This is a genomic window from Kribbella qitaiheensis (assembly GCF_014217565.1).
In the GTDB taxonomy this organism is placed as follows: domain Bacteria; phylum Actinomycetota; class Actinomycetes; order Propionibacteriales; family Kribbellaceae; genus Kribbella; species Kribbella qitaiheensis_A.
This window is the reverse complement of record NZ_CP043661.1, coordinates 2,223,997-2,243,053: the sequence shown is the minus strand read 5'-3', so window position 1 is coordinate 2,243,053 and position 19,057 is coordinate 2,223,997. Positions and strand designations below refer to the sequence as shown.

At 63.0% G+C, this 19,057-nt stretch carries 12 protein-coding genes; 7 read left to right on the top strand and 5 right to left on the bottom strand.

The features are described 5' to 3' along the window. The first annotated feature begins 61 nt into the window (after window positions 1-61). Window positions 62-511 (top strand): hypothetical protein, encoded by a 450-nt coding sequence (locus F1D05_RS10115; RefSeq protein ID WP_185447125.1) that lies wholly within the window; start codon window positions 62-64, stop codon window positions 509-511. 579 nt (window positions 512-1,090) lie between these two features. After that, a complete protein-coding gene (locus tag F1D05_RS10110; protein ID WP_185447123.1) occupies window positions 1,091-2,890 on the top strand; it encodes an NB-ARC domain-containing protein in 1,800 nt (599 codons plus the stop codon). A gap of 142 nt (window positions 2,891-3,032) precedes the next feature. Here F1D05_RS10110 and F1D05_RS10105 read toward each other — a convergent pair whose 3' ends face one another. Both F1D05_RS10105 and F1D05_RS10100 read right to left on the bottom strand, forming a co-directional pair. After that, window positions 3,033-4,292 carry a hypothetical protein gene (locus tag F1D05_RS10105; protein WP_185447121.1) on the bottom strand — a complete coding sequence of 420 codons (1,260 nt, stop codon included), beginning with the start codon at window positions 4,290-4,292 and terminating at the stop codon, window positions 3,033-3,035. Next, window positions 4,289-4,798 (bottom strand): hypothetical protein, encoded by a 510-nt coding sequence (locus F1D05_RS10100; protein ID WP_185447119.1) that lies wholly within the window; start codon window positions 4,796-4,798, stop codon window positions 4,289-4,291. The genes F1D05_RS10105 and F1D05_RS10100 overlap by 4 nt, the downstream gene beginning before the upstream one ends. A gap of 94 nt (window positions 4,799-4,892) precedes the next feature. On the opposite strand from F1D05_RS10100, the gene F1D05_RS10095 reads away from it, so the two are divergent. Then, entirely contained in the window at window positions 4,893-5,360 is a 468-nt protein-coding gene (locus F1D05_RS10095; protein WP_185447118.1) for a hypothetical protein, read from the top strand. Between the two features lie 281 nt (window positions 5,361-5,641). On the opposite strand, the gene F1D05_RS10090 is transcribed toward F1D05_RS10095, so the two are convergent. Further along, on the bottom strand, window positions 5,642-5,929 hold the full coding sequence (locus F1D05_RS10090) for a hypothetical protein (protein ID WP_185447116.1): 288 nt from the start codon (window positions 5,927-5,929) through the stop codon (window positions 5,642-5,644). 202 nt (window positions 5,930-6,131) lie between these two features. Between F1D05_RS10090 and F1D05_RS10085 the strand changes: the two genes are divergently transcribed. From F1D05_RS10085 to F1D05_RS38765, 4 genes are read left to right on the top strand one after another with little or no spacing between them, the layout of a single operon-like run. After that, window positions 6,132-7,274 carry a hypothetical protein gene (locus F1D05_RS10085; RefSeq protein WP_206686148.1) on the top strand — a complete coding sequence of 381 codons (1,143 nt, stop codon included), beginning with the start codon at window positions 6,132-6,134 and terminating at the stop codon, window positions 7,272-7,274. Continuing rightward, a complete protein-coding gene (locus F1D05_RS10080; RefSeq protein ID WP_185447114.1) occupies window positions 7,271-10,549 on the top strand; it encodes a hypothetical protein in 3,279 nt (1,092 codons plus the stop codon). Before F1D05_RS10085 ends, F1D05_RS10080 begins: the two co-directional genes overlap by 4 nt. After that, window positions 10,539-12,197, top strand: a complete 1,659-nt coding sequence (locus F1D05_RS38770) for a pPIWI_RE module domain-containing protein (protein ID WP_206686147.1) — start codon at window positions 10,539-10,541, stop codon at window positions 12,195-12,197. The genes F1D05_RS10080 and F1D05_RS38770 overlap by 11 nt, the downstream gene beginning before the upstream one ends. After that, the gene (locus F1D05_RS38765) at window positions 12,157-13,107 is read left to right on the top strand and encodes an RNAseH domain-containing protein (RefSeq protein WP_206686146.1); all 951 of its coding nucleotides are present in this window, start codon (window positions 12,157-12,159) and stop codon (window positions 13,105-13,107) included. Before F1D05_RS38770 ends, F1D05_RS38765 begins: the two co-directional genes overlap by 41 nt. Before the next feature lie 184 nt (window positions 13,108-13,291). Here F1D05_RS38765 and F1D05_RS10070 read toward each other — a convergent pair whose 3' ends face one another. Further along, window positions 13,292-13,828, bottom strand: coding sequence for a hypothetical protein (locus tag F1D05_RS10070; protein ID WP_185447112.1), 537 nt, complete (start codon window positions 13,826-13,828; stop codon window positions 13,292-13,294). A 264-nt stretch (window positions 13,829-14,092) separates the two neighbouring features. Beyond that, complete coding sequence (locus F1D05_RS10065; protein ID WP_185447110.1) at window positions 14,093-18,910, bottom strand: DEAD/DEAH box helicase; 4,818 nt, start codon at window positions 18,908-18,910, stop codon at window positions 14,093-14,095. Window positions 18,911-19,057 lie beyond the last annotated feature (147 nt).

The following is a 19,057-nucleotide window of genomic DNA, read 5'->3' as shown; positions in this document are numbered from 1 at the left end:
CACGGCGCGCTGGATTTCGTTCTGAGCATCGCGCGGGCGGCGTGCCAGTACGGTGTGCAGTATGGTTCCTGTCTGGCTCACGGTGGTGGTCGCTCTCATCGGTGTATTCGGTACTCTGGGCGCAGGCTGGCTGACCGGACGGCGTGCCGATCGCCAGCTTCGTGAAGAGCGAGCCGTCCGCCGGCTTGAGCAGGAACGAGCAGCTAAGTGGGGGCTGTATTCCGAGGTGATGCGCGCCGCCCGCGCCTTTGCCCGATCGATAGTGGCCGGGCAGCCTCACGCACAGGTCGGCGAGGCTCTGGATCGGCTGGCGAACGTGGCGAGCGACATCGCGCTGGACTCACCCGATCTGGCGGAGGACCTGCTCGGCCCGGTGCTGGCTAAGGGCCAGTACCTCACCGCGGCCATCCAACGAGCGGCATCTCGCGATGTCGTCGCCGAAAATCTGGCCGGGTACCAGTCCGTTCTCGACGAACTCAACCGGCAGTTGAACCTGAGATTGGCGGGTTGAATCCCGGCTGGCAACTTTAACTGCGCTGTTATACCCCATGCAATGTGCGCTTGGGGATGCTGGACAGCCACAGAACGGTTGCGTACGACGCTCGTGGTGGTTCGCGCCGGCCAAATGGATCCCGCACCCGGATCTTCGAGCACAGCGAGCCGAGCAGCTCGCGCATATGCCTCCAGTAGAGGCCACGGCCATGACCGCGCGGGGCAGCTCTCCGAGCTGAGGGTGGCGTGCTTGCGGGTCGCTGGGGTTCGGGCGGTGGTGGTGCCGAATGTGCAGCACGCGCGGCATTTCGCCAAACCTCGACCACCCGCCGCCTTCGAGCCGGACGCGGCACTAAGGTCGCCAGCAGGCGAGCACGACTGGGCTGATTAGCGAACCGCGAGACGATCTTACCCACCTGCGCCAGATAGGTCGAAGCGATAGCTAGCTCCTGAGGCGAGGCCCGGCGCGGAGGAACGACAGGTTCAGGTGATCATTGCCATGAGTCGGATGGTTATGATTACACAACGCCATCGACCGTTTGCTGGGGATGATCTTATGGTTACCGCTAGTCCGTGGCCTCGGCGTGTGATGCCGTTTGTGGATCGTGTCGAGCAGCGTGAGTTGATGGTGCGGCAGTTGACTGTGAGCCGGGCAGCAGATCTGCCCTGTCTGCTTTATGTGCACGCGCAAGAAGGGCTCGGGCGGTGGAGCCTGGCGTCACAGTTCTTCCACGAGAACCTTGAGGCGTTCGCGGAGACGTACATCGAGGTCGCGGCCCGGCAGGCCGACGGGCGGCCGGTGTCACCGGGGGAGATGCTCGGACAGGCGCTGCGGGGTCTCGGTTTGGATGATGCCGAGCATCCGCCTTCCGACCAGGCGCGGGCCGATCGGTTCCAGCGACTGTCGGTGGGACGCACGTACCTCATGGTCATCCGGGATGTCGTTGCCGCCGAGCAAGTGGAGCTGCTGGTTCCTTCCTCGCCAGGTGTGACCTTGGTGGTTACGACACGAGCGAACCTTCGAAAGCTGCAGGAGTACGACTTCCTGCCTGTCTCGCTGGAGAACCTGCCGCCCGATGATGCCCATCGACTGATGGTCGACAAGCTGAAGGTGACCGCAGCGCAGATCGATCCGGACACGCTGCGGGAGCTGGTGGCGTTGTGTTATGGCCATCCGCTGTTGATCCGCATTGTTGCCGCACAGGTGAGTGGAAGGGCCCATGTTGCACGGAGACTGGTTGATGAAGCCGTCGGCCCAGTCGTGTTGCCTGGGATCGATAGTTCGGGACGGCTCGCCGCCTCCTTCGACCAGGTGTACGAGACCCTGGACGACGACCTGAAACTTCCGTACCGGCTGCTGGCGTTCATTCCCGGGCCCGACTTCGGAGTTCCGGCGGCAGCGATGGCCTTGGACACCGACTATCGCTCAGCCGCGAAACTGATCGACGACTTGGTGGACGCCAACATGCTGCGGCCGAACGTCCGGGAAGGCCGCTTCATGTACCTTCCTCTGCTCCGTTCCGACGCGAAGGAACGCGTCGATGACCGAGACGACCGCCGTGCCGTTGTCCGCAGAGTGACCGAGTGGTACTTGACCGAACTCGCACCCAGAGACTTCGCGCTTGCGAGGCGCTGGCGGGTCGGGAAAGCGTTCGAATCGCCGGGAGCGGTCGTCGATCGCGCGGATGCCCTGGAATGGTTCAGCGTAGAATGGGAGTCAGGTATTGCCTGCGTGACCGCAGCGGCCACGAACGAGCAACACGAGGTTGCCTACCAGCTTTGTATCGGTCTGCACAAGTACTTTCATCAGCAGGGCCACCGCGATTCCTGGCTGGACTGTCTGGCGGTCGGCCTGTCATCGGCCGAATTGGCCGGCAGTTCCCCAGCGGTCATGCAACTCAGCTCGCACAGGGGGTCTGCCTATCTGGCTGCGGGGCATCCCGATGCTGCTCGGAAGGACTTCCAGAGCTCGCTCGAATGCGCGATGTCGATCGGCCATCGGATGGGTGAGCAAAGTGCTCAGGAGTGGCTCGGGAAGGTCTCCGCGAAGGAGACGGATTTCGACGAGGCACTGCGCCGGTATGACGCTTCCGAGGCAGTGATCCAGCGCGCCACCGAGAATGAGATACCGGACAGTCAACGGTCGCGGATGATCGCACTACTGGGCCTGCACCGAGCTCGCGCCACCCTGGATCAGGCGGCCTACTCGACGGCAGCGACGTGGATCGGCGGTGCGCTGCGGTATTTCGATCAGCAGACTCCAGAGGCCGAGAACCGCGCCAAGTGCTTGATGGTCCTGGGCTCTGTGGCGAGCAAAATCGCGACCGGCGAAGATCCGGTGGGATGTTTCGAGGAGGCGGCCCGCGCTCTTCGCTGCGGACCGGATGCTGCAATTTGAAGGGGCTGCGCAGCTGAAGCTGGGTGATGCGCTGGTTGCCGGGGACCGAGTCACAGACGCGCTGGCCGTCTATCGGCGCGCGCACGAGCTCTTTCTGAGTATCGGTGCAGACGAGGCGGACGTAGCTCGTGAACGGATCGACTCACTCGGAGCCTCGTAAAACTGCCGCGATGTCGACCGTGATCCGCCGGGACCCGACAAAGGCGACGAAGGTGCGCCGATCGGTTGGCCGGTCCGGCGCGATCATCGACTGATCATGGACGACGGACGCCAGGATCGCCGGATCGATCCCGCGTTCGTCGTCCGGATTTGTCCTCAACCTTGCCATCGAGCCAGTGCGATGTGTCAGTAGACATGTCGTTGCACTCTCGCGAGCGACCACCAGGGAGCACGCGGGACGTCCGCGGAAGATCGAGGTTGCGGTGGTGTCAACGTCGTCGAGGACGCAGATCGCGGCGGTGCCGGCCAGATCGCGACGAGGTTCGTCGGCCGAAACGACGAGGTGCCGGTTGACGTCCTCCGGTGGCTGGTCCGGTCGACCGATTGGCTCAGCCGGCCATCGCCGTACGATGTGGTTGCCTTCGGCATCTGTCGACGTCGACGCCCACCATGCGGTCAATGCTTTGCGAATCGGGCGTAACGCCTCGGGTTCATACTGCGGTAGTGCGGCCGGACGTGGTGGCTCGGGCAGTCTCATCAGGCGGTAGAACTCAGCCCGGAGACGGGCGCCCGCCTCCCCAGGCGCAGACGTGGTCAGTTCGCGGACCTTTGGATCCGGTGGCTGGGCTGCAGCGAGTTGCGCCTGGAGCGAGCCGCGGAGATCGAGCCGGGCTGCCGAGCGTCCGAGGGCATCGATCGCCGAGGTCGGTACAACATCCTCGGACGGGAATGTAGCAAGGAGGGTTGGGCGGCCGAGCGCTGCGGCGTATCCGGTGACCGAGCCGTGGTCGCCTATGATGACGTCGGCAGCCAGCAAGGCTTGCTGCCACCCTTCAGCCGGTGGGATCAGCCTGGCGCCTGCACGGAGGCATTCGCCGAGCCATAGACGGATCTGGGCGGGGCCGTGGGCGTACCAGGTATTCGGATGGAGAATGACGGCGGTCACAAACCTGTCGATTTCGAGCTCCGCTACCACGCGGGAAATGAGATCGGGATGTGCGCCGAAAAGAGACCGCCGGCCCCAGGTCGAGGTCACTACGACGATCGTCCGGTCGTCGTCCACGCCGAGACCGAGGCGATAGCGCCGCCGCTTGTGCTCGCTCAAGGCCAAGCGGTCGAAGCAAGGATCACCGCCGACAACAGCCGACTTCAGGGCATCTGGGGACGCAGCAGCCAGTCGATCGAGTTGCTCGTCGTGCGAAAGAACAATCGCTGCCGGTACGAGCTCACCTTCATGCGTCAACCACCTGGCGCTGAGGCCATAGGTGTCCCGGTGTCCCGGTGTCCCGGTGTCCCGGTGTCCCGGTGTCCCGGTGTCCCGGTGTCCCGGTGTCCCGGTGTCCCGGTGTCCCGGTGTCCCGGTGTCCCGGTGTCCCGGTTCGAGTATTTAGTATACCCCATACCATGCGACAGAACGACCAATGCCGCGCGCACCTTGTGTAGATCGCCACTGTGATGTGCCGATAGGGCGAGGTCGAAGTCGACGGTCACCGCACGTTCCCACGGAATGATTCGCACACCCTGCCTTGCGAGCTGCTCCTCGATACCGGCAGACACCGCCGATGCATCCGGGAAGGTGAAGACTAGTTGGACGCGCCGGTCCGAGTCGAAGACCGGGAGGATGTCCGCGAACCTGTTCCACGCTGTGACGGTGTGTACGATCACCAGGACGGTCCGGTGTGGCGAGATGGTCCGCCACCGTGCAGCATTCGGTCCGACTGGGACGAGCATCCGGTCTGCGGTCGACACGCGTCCTCTCCTGGCTGGCACTGGATGGTCATCATATCCGCCGTCGCCTGCTCCGCCGCGTCCTACCCCACTGCGCCAGAACGACACCAGTACGGTGATCGCCATGAACTCGACGTGGCTACCCTTCGCTGTGGCGCTCCTCAGCGGCTTCTTCGCCCTCGCCGGCCATTGGCTCAGTGGTGCACAGACGCGGCAACGAGCAGCGCAGGATCGGGATGCACGCCGCGCCGAGCGCCGTTTCGACCTGCGCAACGAGCTCTACTCGAATCTCGCGCTCCAGGTGGATGCGTTCACGAACGCTGTTAAGCGTGTAACCGGCCCGGAACAGCTGTTGGCCACTCTCGCCGACCTCAGAAGGGCAGCCGCCCCCATCGTCTACCAATCCCGTCAGATCGCCGACGGGCCGCTTCGGAACTTGCTGGTCGCGGCAGAGACACTGGCTGGTCAAGCAGGGAGATTGGCGGCGTCGAGCCCAGTTCGGATCGAGGCCGTCACGGCCTTCCAAGCAGCTCGCGAAGCGCTCATCGATTCTTTGGCAGCGGACCTCGATCGCTGCCTCTGACCTCGGAAATCTGGCCAATGCCAGCAGCAACTTCGGTGCTGACTACCGCAAAGCCCTTGGTACCTGCCAGCTGAATGCGGAGGTCTGGGGCACGGACCCGGCCAGGCGTGGGGACGATCTGTGCAACGCCCAGCAGTTCCTTGCCTGGGCTCTGGCCAGCCGCGGACCGCCTCGAACGAGGTTCTGTCAGTTCAGCCGACTGGTCGGGGACCTAAACCACGCCTGAGCTTTCGCCGTGGCGGGTTGAAAGCCAGGTTCGCCAGCCATCAGGTTGCGGAGGATCAGTCGTCTTCGCCGGGGTCGCTGGCATCTGTCTGTTGCGACGGGAGGCCGAGGTGTCGGCGCGCCTTGTCGTGCGGGATGGTGGCGGCCTGGCCGGAGGCCTTGAGGTCGTCCCACTCCTGGAATGCGCGGGCGTCCTCGGCGGCTTCGGCGTCAGCAAGCATCCGATCCATCTCGGCGTTGGCTTCAGCGGCCGAGATCCACGTAGGTCCTCCTCTGGCGAGGATGGCGGCGATCTCAGCATCTGCTTCAGCGTCACCGGTGGGGATTGGGTTCTCGATCGGCACGAGACCATCATGCCCGACTTGGCGCTGTGGTTCTTCTCTGGCCAGAGGCGGATCCCCAGTTGACCTGATGGAGGCCAGCCAATCGCGCCTGTTGATGGGTTGGAGTGGATCTTGGGCCTGTTGCGGTCGCTGCTCCGGAATTGTCGGTGCGCTCTGTTAGAAATCTATTGCAGTGGGTGATGCTCCAGGAAGGGAAAGTTGAGTGCTCAATTTACGTTCGCCGCATGATGTGGTGGTGACTGCGGCGCTGAGGGCGAGTGTTGCGTGGTCCCAACGTGGTGACCAGCCGGGAGCGTGGCGGGAGGTGGCGCGGATGGCTGGCGTGATCATGCATGTGCAGGGGGCGAAGTCGCAGATCCGGACCCCGATGGATCTTGTGGCGGCGTTGCGTAGGCCGATCGTCGAGTTGCTTCCTGAGGTGTCTGAGGGCGGCGTTTTGGGATCGCTCGTACTCCTGGATGAGGCCGACGGGCTGACGGATTCTGCTTTGGAGGTGGCTGCCGACTACACCTTTGCTCTGTTCGACCGTGAGGCTGATCCGGCGACGTCATGGCTGCCGAAGTGGGCCTGGCAGCGCGATGAGCAGGTTGAGCGTGCTGTCTTTCAGGCGACAGTGCAGACCGGTGATCAGAAGGTCTACACGGCCTCTCGCCTCTTTCTGATCGAGCACCCTGCGGGATTCAGCCGTGACTTGATCGATGAGCGAAACACCAACCCACGGTATGCGGGGGCGAAGGCGGTGGCGGAGTACGTGGACATTCCCCGGGATCGAAGTCACCGTGGCAGCGCGGATGGTGATTCGTGGTGGTGGCCCTGTCCCGCGTGCCGGTGGCCGATGAGGGTGAAGGAGCGGTCGGTGTTTTGCAGCTACTCACCGCACGAGGCGCGTTTCGAGATCAAAGGGTATGACCTGGGTCAGCCGCAGCTGAGAAAGGTTTCGACCGTGCGGTTGCGAACACCGAAGGCACTGCCTGTTACCGGAGCGGGGTGTCTCGATCCCGCGGTGTGGCGGTTCATCACCGTTCCGGGCCTGCCTGAAGTAGTGCTGCAGCAGCTGGAGAGCGAGGAACTAGGCATCCGGGTCACGCCGTGGCCGATCATGGACACGTTCGATGCCTTGGTCACGGCGCCGGGGTTCGCTCCCTGGACAGTGGATGTCAAGGACCACGTAGATGCTCGCCGGATTATCGATGAGCCACCGGCAGCACGGCACGTCCTGGTGCCGAAGTATCGCAGGAATCAGATTCCGCAACTGTCGCGCGCGCTGCCTGACAAAACGTTCTGGACGGTTGAGTCGTTCATGAAACACGTCCGCACGGTTGTGGGTCGAGGTGATGCCCAGTGAGCGCGGCTCGGGGTGGCCAGCGCGGTCCACGAGAGGCCGACTACAAGGTAGCCATTCACGTGGTTCGGGGTGCGCTGGCGCTGGCGGTCTTGTACTTCCCGATCGAGCAGCAGGGTCGGCGCTGTATCCGCGTCGCGGATGCACTGTTCTTCCTGTCGGGGCAGGTTGACAAGTGGGCTCACTGGCCGCGGCTGTCGGAGGAGGAACGGACTTTGATTGCGCGGCTACTGCGGTGGCGTCCGGTCGCGATGGCCAACCGCAACGGCTTCAGGGACCTGGTCGAACAGTTGGTGCCTGAACAGATCGCCGAATTCAGCTTCTTGGATTCTGACGTCCTGCTGGCCGACATGGCCTCACCCCAGGCTGTGGTCGAGGAGTGCGTGCGGTTCCTGTGGCTCGAGCAGGAGATGCAGACCCGGCGGCCGCAGAAGGTCGCCGGCCGCGGAGAGTTCGTGACGTGGATGAGCGGCCCGCGCGGCACTGGGGCAGTCGAGACACGCTATGCGTTGTCACTAACACCGGCTGCTGAGCCGGAGGAGCCAACCGACCTGGGTCAGCCGGCGGACGCATCAGAGCTGGCGATACCGTTCGCCGACTTGAGGAGAATGGCTGACCTGCTGGATGCGGCCTTCGGCCAGACTCATCGCCGCGAGTCGATTGACCGGATCTTCACCCGTTTGCAGGGAGACCCGGAGAATCTGAAACAGGGCCGGTGGGCGCTGCGCGCAGGTGCTACCCAGCTGCTGAATGCACCAACCGGAGTCGGTAAGAACGTACTGGCTGAATTGGTGGCGTGCTGGTGCGCTGAGCGCGGCATGGTGACCACCTTGCTGGTGCCGAAGAACGCGGTCGTTGTGCAGACCGCTCACTCGATCAATGCCAGCCTTCGAGCACTTGGCATCGATGGAGACGTGGTGCCATTGATGTCCCCGCGCAGGCTGGCAACTGAGGCTGAGATCGCAGCTAAGGGCTCAAAGCCAGGCGGACTCGGCGAATGGGCCTATGACCGCATGCACTATGCCTGCGCCTTGCCGGCAGCCGCTGAGACTGAGGATGGCGTCGATGCCTGGGTGCCGGGATCAGAACCGTGTGGAGATCTGCGGGCCGTAAAGGACGACGGCTCGGCCAGTCAGAAGCGGTCGCGGTGCCCGTGGCGCAACGGCTGCGGGAAGCTCCGTGTTGCCAGGCAAACTGCAACGGCCCCGGTGATCGTGACCAGCCATTCGAACTTCGCCGTTGGGCGCCTGCACGTTCCTGTGGTGATGGACGGCCGGGTCGAGGAGAACCCCTCGGTCGAGGCCGTTGTGTTGTTCCGTAGTCACGCCGTGCTGATCGATGAGATCGACGCGTTCCAGGCCAGTCTGATCGGTGAGAGCGCTAGTGGCTTGACCTTGGCGAAGAGGCGCGGCTCATCGGGATCGTTGTTGCGGCGTTTCGACACCGAGTTCGGCGATGCGATTGGCTTGATCAACCCTCTCATCGAAGGCCGCGTCCAGGCACTGCTGTCGCAGGCACGGTATCTAGCCGAGAACTACAATCGTCATCTTGCTGCCGGGGACTTCATTCGTTCACGGGCCGGCCGTTCACCTGGCCATCCGATGTTCGGTCGCTGGGTCTTGCCTCGCAGATGGGACGGCTGGCTCGCTGCCGCGCTGTTCGGCATTCCACCCGACGCCAAAGATCTCAGCGTGAGCACAGAGCAGCTGGCCACGCTGGATGCGTTGTTCCCCGGGTCCACCAGCGGCGCGATCATTCCTGATTGGCTGGAACCGGTGGCCACGGTGTTGACGACGTTGACCAGCCCCGCCAGCGGAGGCGATCTGTTCATGGTCGGCCGTGAGCTCCTCGCCGGCATGCTCAAGGATCACCCCTACCCTGTTAGCCGCCTAGACAGCGAGGACATGCGAGTACTGGTCGCAGATCGGCTGATACGTCGCGCGCATCTGGAGACATTGCGCAAGTGCCTGATGTCCATGGTCTACGCAGCACCCCAACTCCACGCCTCAGGTGTCAAGGCGGCCACGGAAATCGCTGATGCGCTGGGTCAGTTCGCCACCTGGAGAGCGGTTCCTTACGGGCCGATGGGCCGGGTGTTGTTCGCGTTCACCGAGCTCCACGACGACGACCGGCCGTGGGACACCTCTTTGCGGGTCAGCGGGTTCGGTGGTGACCCGCACACGTACGTGGTGACCTTGGGAGACCTCACAGCCAGGGCCCACACGGGGCGCAGCCGTATCGTGGTCGGGTTGTCGGCGACGGGCTATTTCCCGGGCGCGCCCCACCACCATGTCCATGTCCAGCCGACGTGGTGGGTCCCCGACGATGTGACCGGTGGACTCACCATTCACGCCACCCCGGTCAGCGACGAGGAACTGGAGTTCCTGCGCGTGTCCGGAACCAGCGGTAAGGAACGCCGCGCGACCATGACCAAGCTGGGCAAGCTGCTCTGGATCCAGCACTTGGACAACAAAATCACCGACCTGCTGAGCAACCCTGAAACGGCGCGTCGGGCCCGGCTGCTGCTCGCCACCACAGCCTATGAAGGCGCAGAAGACCTCGCGATCGGCCTGTCCGCCGCAGGCGTCCCCGCCGAACGCATCGTCTTGGGGGTACGCCCGGCTGATGCCCCGGAAGGACCACGGCTGACCGCACGCTGGACCGAGGTGCCGGCAGATCGTCTGGAGGAGTTCGGCCGCACGGTCGGAACCGAGCCCGGATCCGTCCTGATCGCACCACTGGCGCGAACCGAACGCGGACTCAACATCGTCGACCGCGACGGCCGCTCCCAGATCGGATCCGTCTGGCTCGTGATCCGCCCCATCCCGGTCATGGATGAGCCGGCTGAACTGCTCGCCCACGTCAACGCCGACATTCACGCCATCTCCACTGCCACCGACGCGCCCGCCGAGGTGCTGGAGAACATGCGCATCGAAGCAGCCCGGGCCTTCGACCGCATCTTCCGCAGCCTGCCGTACTTCCGTGCGCTGCCCACCGCGGTGCAGATCGCTATCGCCAAGGAAATCCTCAACGGACTCATCCAGTTGGCAGGCCGTGCAAGGCGCGGCGGCGACAACGCCGAGATCCACCTGGTCGACTACGCCTTCCACGACACCAGCGGAAGATCGGACCTCCCCAGCCTCATCCACCAGATCCGCGACAACTGGCGCGACGAAGGCCAGCTAGACCTCATGCAGTCGCTGTACGGCGACACCCTCCAAGCGATCTTCACCTTTGCCGACCAGCGACAGGAAGCTGACGAACACTATGACGACTGACCTCGCCAAGGGCTTGCACACCCTCGCCTACGAGATCGACCCTCAATCGCTGGGAACCGTTGCGATCTATCCCATGAGCCCGGACTTCCTGGCCGGCTGGGACGGCGTGACCAAGATCCTGCAGAACCGCCTGGCGCGCGACGAAGTCTTGCCTAGCTACACAGCCCTCACCGTCGCCCTGACCGCTGTCACCGGCCAGCCAGTAACCCTGTTTCCCGGTCGCAAAGGCATCCGCGACAGCGAAGCCCTGCTCATCACGACCCAACCGATCGACCCCTGGGTCTTGCACACCGCGATCCGGAAATTCGAGCAGCTGACTACCGGCGACCACGCCTCTGACACGCTCGCCGCGCTGCTGCCAGTCGGCATCACGCCGCGCATCAAGAACCTCGCCGACTTCATCGAGCGCGACGAGGTAACCCAGACAGTCTCAGCGCCTGGCTGGTTCTATGAGGCTGCCCGCTGGGAACTTGCCCGCCGGATCGCCGCCGAACCGCTGCTCATCGACGGCACCTACCCCATTGAGCTGCGAATGGACACCGAGGGCAACCTTCTTGCCTTCGATCACCCGATCAGCCTGCCGTCCGGGCAGACCAGGACTGGCCATGCCACGCAGTATGTTTCGACAGCCGTCGTCACGGTGCCTGGTGCAGCGAACTTCTACCTCAGCCTCGATGGCCACGTGGCCCGTCACCTCCCGACATGGTCATTCGCCAAAAATGCCTATATCGACAGAGGCGTCGACCCGGCTGATCCGGTCCTCAGGCTTCCGATCCTGTCTCCCTACCCGAAAATAGGACGAGACCATGCACGGGTCAAAGGCCACGTCGCAGATGTCATCGACGCCCTGGGCCTTAACGCGATCACGCTTCCCGCCGAATTCGGGGCTGAGGCTGGACCGGTTCGGGCGATTGGCACCCCTCTGTTTCACCCCACTGGCAAGGGACCCGGAGTTAGATTCCTTTACCAGCTAGGCCGGCACGCGACACGGCAGCTCGGTATCCAGCCCCTGCGCTATGCCAAGACCGCGATGAGTGTCAAGGCATTCGACGACCACCCCATCCCGGCAGCCAAGATCGACGAAGCGGTACTGGCCAGCGGCCTGCAGCACCTGCGCATCGTCTGCCTGTACTCCACATCGACCGTTCGTCGACGCATGCAAGAAGTCATGGCCACCTACAGTGCTGCCCCGGACACCTCGCTGGCAGGAATCCCCGACGGTCAAACTATTCAGCTGACCGGTAGACTGAGCGTCGTCATGGCCGAGGCTGGCGACATCCTCGATCACGGCCCACAGTCTCGTGTCCTCAACGATCAGGCTTGGCTGAAGGCACAGCCGGGGACCGGCGTCGCTGCTCTGGCCGAGACCTTCTGGGATCCCAAAGACCCGCCAAAGGACGATGCGAAGCCGATCGTTCGGCGCCTCCTGGGCGAACAAGGAATCGTCAGCCAGTTCATCAACTCCAACTGGACCCCCGCCAAGCCGAAAGCAGCCAACAAGGCGAAGACAAAAGATGCGCAGGGCAACGAAACGACAGTCAAGCCGAAGCAGGCTTCCGACTATCCGGCAATCGGCGCAATGCGAGATCTCTTTCGCCAGGGCCGGCGTGATCGACGACCGCCTGGGGCAGGCCATGGTGAAGGGTGACACGGTGACGCTGGATCGGTCGGCGATCCTGGTGGGGATCCATATCCGGCAGGACACGCCACGACGACAACGCAATGGCTACAAACCCGCCAACAGCCTCGTAATTCGTCTCACGGCGCTTCATGCCGAAGCAGACCTGAACCAGCCATGGCGAGTTAAGAGTGCGGGCAAGCCAGGCCAGCCGTGGTTGAGCTACCGCGAGGCTAACGCCGAGTACTACACCGGTCCCATCGGAATGGCGGAACTGTCCCGCACAGTCGACAAGCGCGAAGCCGTGCAGGCCTACGTTGAACAGGCGCTACAGACAGCCGAGTTTCCCAGTGACCGACCCGTGGTGCTGTTCGTTGACGCCGAATCCTGCAAAGGGCTCTGGTCCGGTCTCAACGACACAGCTCTCGGCCGCGGACCGCTGCCCGGCGACTCCCTTAACCACCCAGACCTTGCAGTGGTTCGCTGCGCCAGCGGACAGAGGGTTCCGCAAGCCACCCATCGCGGACACGGCACGCCGGTAGCCGACCCTCATCAACCGGCGCTGCCACAGATGCAGATATATGGACACAGCGAGAACGGAACAGGCAGTTGGGTCCTAGCGCAAGCGTCCAAGACCTACCGGGGCAAATCGATCGGAGCAAAAACCGGGGCCAAATACACCCGATGGACACTGCCGACCGATCAAGCGAAGTTCCACGCCGAAGACTGGCACGGGCTCACCATGATCGAGATCACGATCGCACGAGCAGGATCCTGGCAACCAAAAGTCCTTGTAGAACTCACAGCCAGGCTGTGCCATCAGGCGGCTGCCTGGGATGACCGGACCAAGAAGCCGGTGCCACTGCACCTCGCGGAACGCTCCGATCTCGACCACCCACACAACCACGGAGAGAACACATCCGAGCTGAACGAACCGTGAACTGAAACAGCCCTGCGCCAGGGTGACGCCCTTCCAGACATCAGGAAACTGGATGTCGGCCGCGTCTGCGTTAGGTGCCGGCGACGCGAGTCGATTTCTGTGGCCCCCGACCTCGGGGCCGACGAACCCCGAGACACCTCCGGCTGGCCTGCAGCAGCCCTGCAGCCGATTGCCAGGGCTCCAGTCAGAATGGCTTGCGGAGATTGTCGAACCATTCGATGAACTCCTTAACCGTCCCGACCTGACGTACCCGATCGTGCAGGGCGGTCTGATCGTGCCCGGGAACGAAGTCCTTGCCAGCCGGTGTCGGCTCACCGCAGCCGCACAGGCATTGCGTGTGGTCTTCGGGAGCGTCGAAGTAGCCGACCGGGTTGCGCTGCGGTGGAATGGGGGAGGGGCGGCCGACATACCTGTCGTGGACTGGGTGGCCTTCGGTCAAGATGTCGCCATGGATGACTGAACGCTTGGAGGTCTCCCGGCCAGCATACGTTCCAGCCACCGGCTCGACGTAGTTGATGCCGATGGCCTGAACCACACTTCCCTCGAAGGTGACCAAGGCGTAGCGCTCCCGGCTTGCCCGCTCGCCCAGGTGCCACGTGCCGTGGTTGGCGTCGTACAGCGCGCCAGGGCTCATCGTTGAGCTGTAGCCCACGCGATCGCGGCCAAGGTCGTCTTCTCCTGCTTCGAGCGTCCGCTCAGGTCCAAGAGTGATGATGATCATTAGATGCCACCAATTCGAATACCTGATACCTTGCGTATCGGGATGTATCGACTATGGAGCCTGCCAGGTACTCTGTCAACCCGGGCATCCAAAGTATATGTGAGGCCGGGGATCGCGACTGTCTGCCTGAGGTCCAATCGATAGCCGCCGCGTTCGTCCCCGCACAGCTCATTCAAACCCGTGTACTTCAGCGAAAGAAGGTAGCGGCGGCAGGGTCCTTCGATTCGAACTCCTTGCCTTTAGCAACTGATTTGAGGGCCCGTTTCAAGGTTCGACGATCTCCAGATCGGGCAAGACATCGATGATCTTCATGGTCTCCACGGAAACGGTCACGACCCGACCGACCAGGTCGATGATGTAGCGCGGGTCGTCTACCTCGATAGACCACCGGTTTGCATCATTAACGATCCCGGAGTTCTTGTCGGTGCGCACCTGGTAGCGCTCCAGGACCCATTCCAATGCCGTCCGGGGTCCCAGCCGGTATCGGTGTGCATCTTCCGGGATGCCGTCTAGCGTGATGTGATCGTTGTAGATGACTGTGCTGCGGTCCGCCTTTTCCCCTGCGGTTTTCTGCTCAGCGCTGGGGGTTCCTGGCCGCATCTTCTCGACCCGGTAATACCGGTAATCATCTCCATCGCCTTGGCCAGCAGCGTCGAGTCCGCCCAAAGGATACGGCGTCACCGACTCATAGCCGAGGTGAAGGTTCGACAGTCCGCGCCCGGCGCGGACGAAGCCGCGGAAGTCCCGGACCAGGGGCACTCGAGGCAGTAGCTTCTTCAAGTCCGCAGCATAGGTCTTCCGGTACACCGGCGAGTGCAACAAGCCATAGCAGTAGAAGTAGACGTCGTCCTTCGTGACGGACTGATCTGGATAGGATTGCCGGAATTTTGCCAGCGCCTCGTCGGTGATGTTGTCAACCATCCGGTACCCGCCGACGCCGCCCTCCTCCTCGACGCCGAAGGCCAGGTCCAGAGTGCCCTCCTGAGCGGTGAGTGGCTCCCAGACCCACCGAGGAAAGAACTGCCCAGTATCAAGTAGGTGCAGATCGGGCAACCGGTCGGTCGCGATCACGCTGAACTCGTAGTGCGACGATACCCCTGTCAGCAGGAAGCCGTAGTTGTCGTGATTGGGCGTCGGAAATGCACTCGGCAACCTTCGGCGGTCCTCGTTCAGCGCGGCCGAGAAGTACACATGTTGCAGCTGGAACGGCCGGTAGCATGCGATCCGATGCGATGACGAATCGGCGGTGATCGGCTGACCTTGTGAGAACCGGGCAAGGAGTCGGCGCGACCAGCTGATCAGACGTGGATCGCGTGGTATGTCCCGTTCGCTGAGTCCCTCCGCCAAGGCGCCCTGGTAGGTGCTGACGAGGCGGTCCACGCTCGCCGTCAGCTCTGCTGCCGAGGAGTTGTAGACCCAGGCATCCCGGTTGGTGGTGAGTCCCTTCGAGGTTACGGCGAATATCGACACGCCGGCCTTTGTGTGCAGAGGCAGGAAGCCACCAAACTCCTCGCGTCGCTGGTCCAGCCAGTCACCGTGCTCGTCAGGTGTGATGCGAAGTGACCCAGTGCCCAAGATCGAACCTGCCTCGACGATCTCGGAGACCTTCTCCTTCGCAGTAGTGAAGTCGCCCACCTGCGCATAGTGCAGTTCTGCCGGGCCGGGACGAGACGTGTCCTTGACCAGCACCACGATCGCGATACCTGCGATGGATCCACCAGAGCCTTTGGCGTATGCCTCGAATATCGGTCGACCCTCGGCGCCGGCGTTGCGACGGTTGCCGCGCAGATTGAACACGTGGATACCAGCGAACTCTTCGTGAAGTGATTTTCGCATCCCGTCGGCGGAGTTCGAGTTTAGGAAGCCGCCGTTGGTGACGTAGGCGATGACCCCGCGGTCGCCGATGCGTAGGGAGGCCCACTTGATCGCCCGAACGTATGAGTCGTAGAGCCCGCGAATCGAACTCGTCGCCGACTTCGCGGCGTAGGTTTCGCGGATCGCTGCATCGATGGTCGGATACACGGTGTTGGCGTTGTCGTCGTTGGCCGAGGCCTGACCCACCGAGTAGGGGGGATTGCCGACGATGACCGTGATCGGCAGATCACGCTGACGGCTGATGCGCTGGTTGTTCTCCGGGAAGATATGGAGATCGTCTCGGTCGCCGTCCTCATAGGACTGAAAGGTGTCGGTGAGCACCAGCCCGGGAAACGGCTTGTAGGAGCCAGGATCCTCGCCACCGTCAATCGCCAGCGCAGCATAGGTGGTCTCGATGTTGACCGCAGCAATGTAGTACGCCAGTAGCAACATTTCGTTGGCATGAAGCTCTTGGGCGTACTTGCGGGCCAGATCGTGGGGGGATATCAGCCCCGATTGCAGCAGCCGCACGATGAACGTGCCGGTGCCCGTGAACCCGTCCAGGATGTGGATGCCTTCGTCGCTGAGGCCCTGCCCGAACTCTTGGCGCAGCACCTCATCGGTCGACTTAAGGATAAAGTCGACGATCTCGATCGGCGTGTAGACGATACCGAGCCGGTCGACGGTCTTCTTGAAGGCAGTGGCGAAGAACTTGTCGTAGAGCTCGACGATGACGCGCTGCTTACCATCTGCGTCTCGGACACCCTCGACACGGCGACGCACCGAAGCGTAGAACCGCTCGAGCTTGTCGTTCTCCGCCCCGAGGTTGTGCTCGTCGAGGCTACGCAGCATTAGCTCCATCGTCTGCGCGACGGGGTTGTGTGCCGTGAAGTCGTAGCCTTCGAACAGGGCCTCGAACACAGGCCGGGTGACCAGGTGTTGGGCCAGCATCTCAACGGCCTCGCTGTGGCTGATCGACTCGTTGAGATTTCCCTGTAAACCGGCCAAGAACGCCTCGAACTCCCTGGCCGGCGGCGATTCAGGATCCGCCAGCAGTCCCTGAATGCGGGTGATGTGAGCTTGAGCGATATCTGAGACGTCCCGTGCCCAGGTCTCCCAGTAGCGTCGCTCGCCGACCTTTTGCACGATCCGTGCGTACATCGCGTCGCGGAATCCCTCGAAGCCGTAGTCGAGAGTGAGCTGGGAACTTTGATCGCCTTCGTTGCTCGGGTTCTCGTGCGGACGCTCGGCCTCGGGTCGAGGAGTCACATCGTCGATCACGAGCCGGTTGGTCTTATTCTTGTTCAGCTCGATCTGGTTGATCATCGCGTGGAACCGGTCGTCGTGAGAACGCAGTGCTTGCAGTACCTGCCAGACGACCTTGTAGCGCTCATTATCTCGCAGCGCCTCTTCGGGACTTACACCTGAAGGCACCACGATTGGAAGGATGATGTAGCCCAGTTCCTTACCGGGCGCCTTGCGCATCACGCGTCCCACGGACTGTACGACATCCACCTGGGAGCCACGCGGGGTCAAGAAGAGCACAGCGTCGAGGGCCGGCACGTCCACGCCCTCGGAGAGGCAACGGGCGTTGGTAAGGACGCGGCATACGTCATCGGGAGTCTTGTCTCTCAGCCAGGCCAGATGCATGTTGCGCTCGTGGATTCCCATCGTGCCGTCCACATGTGCAGCCTCAACGCGGAGTTGGTTGCGCACGGCACCGTTCGCGGCCTCGTCCTGGAGTGCCCGGTCGATCAGGGCCGGGAAGCTGGATGCTGCGATCTTGGAGGCCTTGATGTCTTTGGCAAAGGCAACCGCCATGCGCATCGGCGCTCTGTCTTCGATCTCCGTGCTTGCCGAGCCATAATGTTTCGATAGACCGTTCCAGCACCCGATCAGCTTGGCCGCATCACCGAGAGCGATCTCGCCCCCGTGCGCCATGGCGCCCTGGAAGTTCTCCGCGACATAGGACTCGTCGACAGCCAGGACCAGCACCTTGTAATCGGTCAGCAGGTCCGCCTCAACTGCGTCCCCGAAGCCGAGCCGGTGCAGCTCGGGGCCGTAGGTACCCGCATCTCCCATATCGGCGAGGATGGCCTCGGCATCGAGGGCCTTGCGACGAACCTCCTCACCGAAGACTCTGGGCGTTGCGGTCATATAGAGCCGCTTGGCTGCCTTCAAATAGTCATTGTCGTGCACCCTCACGAAGTGAGACTCGTCTGTCCCAGCGATGGTGACACCGGTGGTCCGGTGGGCCTCGTCGCAAATGATCAGGTCGAACGCATCCAGGCCAGCCTGCTGTGCCTTGGCCACAACGTCGATGGATTGGTAGGTGGCGAAGACCACCTTCATCCGGTCCGTTGCATGCCGGCCGCTGGTCATTCTGGCCAGGAGGGCGGCTGCGTCGGTAGTGGCGGGCTCTGTGAGGTCGATGATCGACATATCCGCGTCGTCGCTGTTTACACGGCGACCGACCCGCACATCAGAACAGACGGCAAACGGGCGAATGTCGAGCGACGCCTCGGCCATCCATTCGCGCAGTGACTGGCTTAGCAGTTGGATAGACGGAACAAGGAACAGCACACTGCCGCCGACGCCGACCAGATCCTCGGCGATCCGCAATGAAGTGAACGTCTTTCCAGTGCCGCAAGCCATGACGAGCTTGCCTCGATCGTGCTCGAGGTACCCGCGGCGGACATCGTCGAGGGCGCGTTGCTGATGAGGCGGGAGTACCTTCGGTCCGGTCGGCACCAGGACCTCAGGGGTCGTCCACGAAAATTGAGACCAGTCCACCCTGGCCTCGGACAAGTAGCCGATGTCGATTCGCTGCACAGGGACAGCGAGCCCCTCAAGCGCGTGCTTGGCGTTGTCGGACCAGTCTGCGGCGGTGTCGAAGATATAACGGTCAGAGAACTCGACACGGCCTGACGATGCCACAAAGGAGTCGATGTCTGCCTTGGCAACTTTGTGGCTGGGGTCATAGAACTTGCACTGAATTGCGGTGTAGTCGTCGCGGTCACGGTTCGCCGCCACCAAATCGATTCCGGTATCGGGCCGACCCTGCCGACCAGGCCACTGCGACCAAAGCCACACCTCGGAGAAGCGCGCTGTCCACTCAGGGTCGCTGCGCAAATAGCTGGCAACCAGCCGCTCGAACTTGTCGCCCTTGTCGCGCTCGTCAAGAGCAGTCGCCCGCAACTGCTCGAGTACCTCGTGGATCGTGACCATAGGCCGCATCCTTCCGCACTGTGCCTATGGCGCTACTAGGGGGGAGTGACCTGCCAATTGTAGGCGACCAAGCCGACGTGTCACAGCATGCGAGAGCGACACGTTACTGGCAGCCCGAGCGCAGGCACCAGCCACACCAGGTCGTCG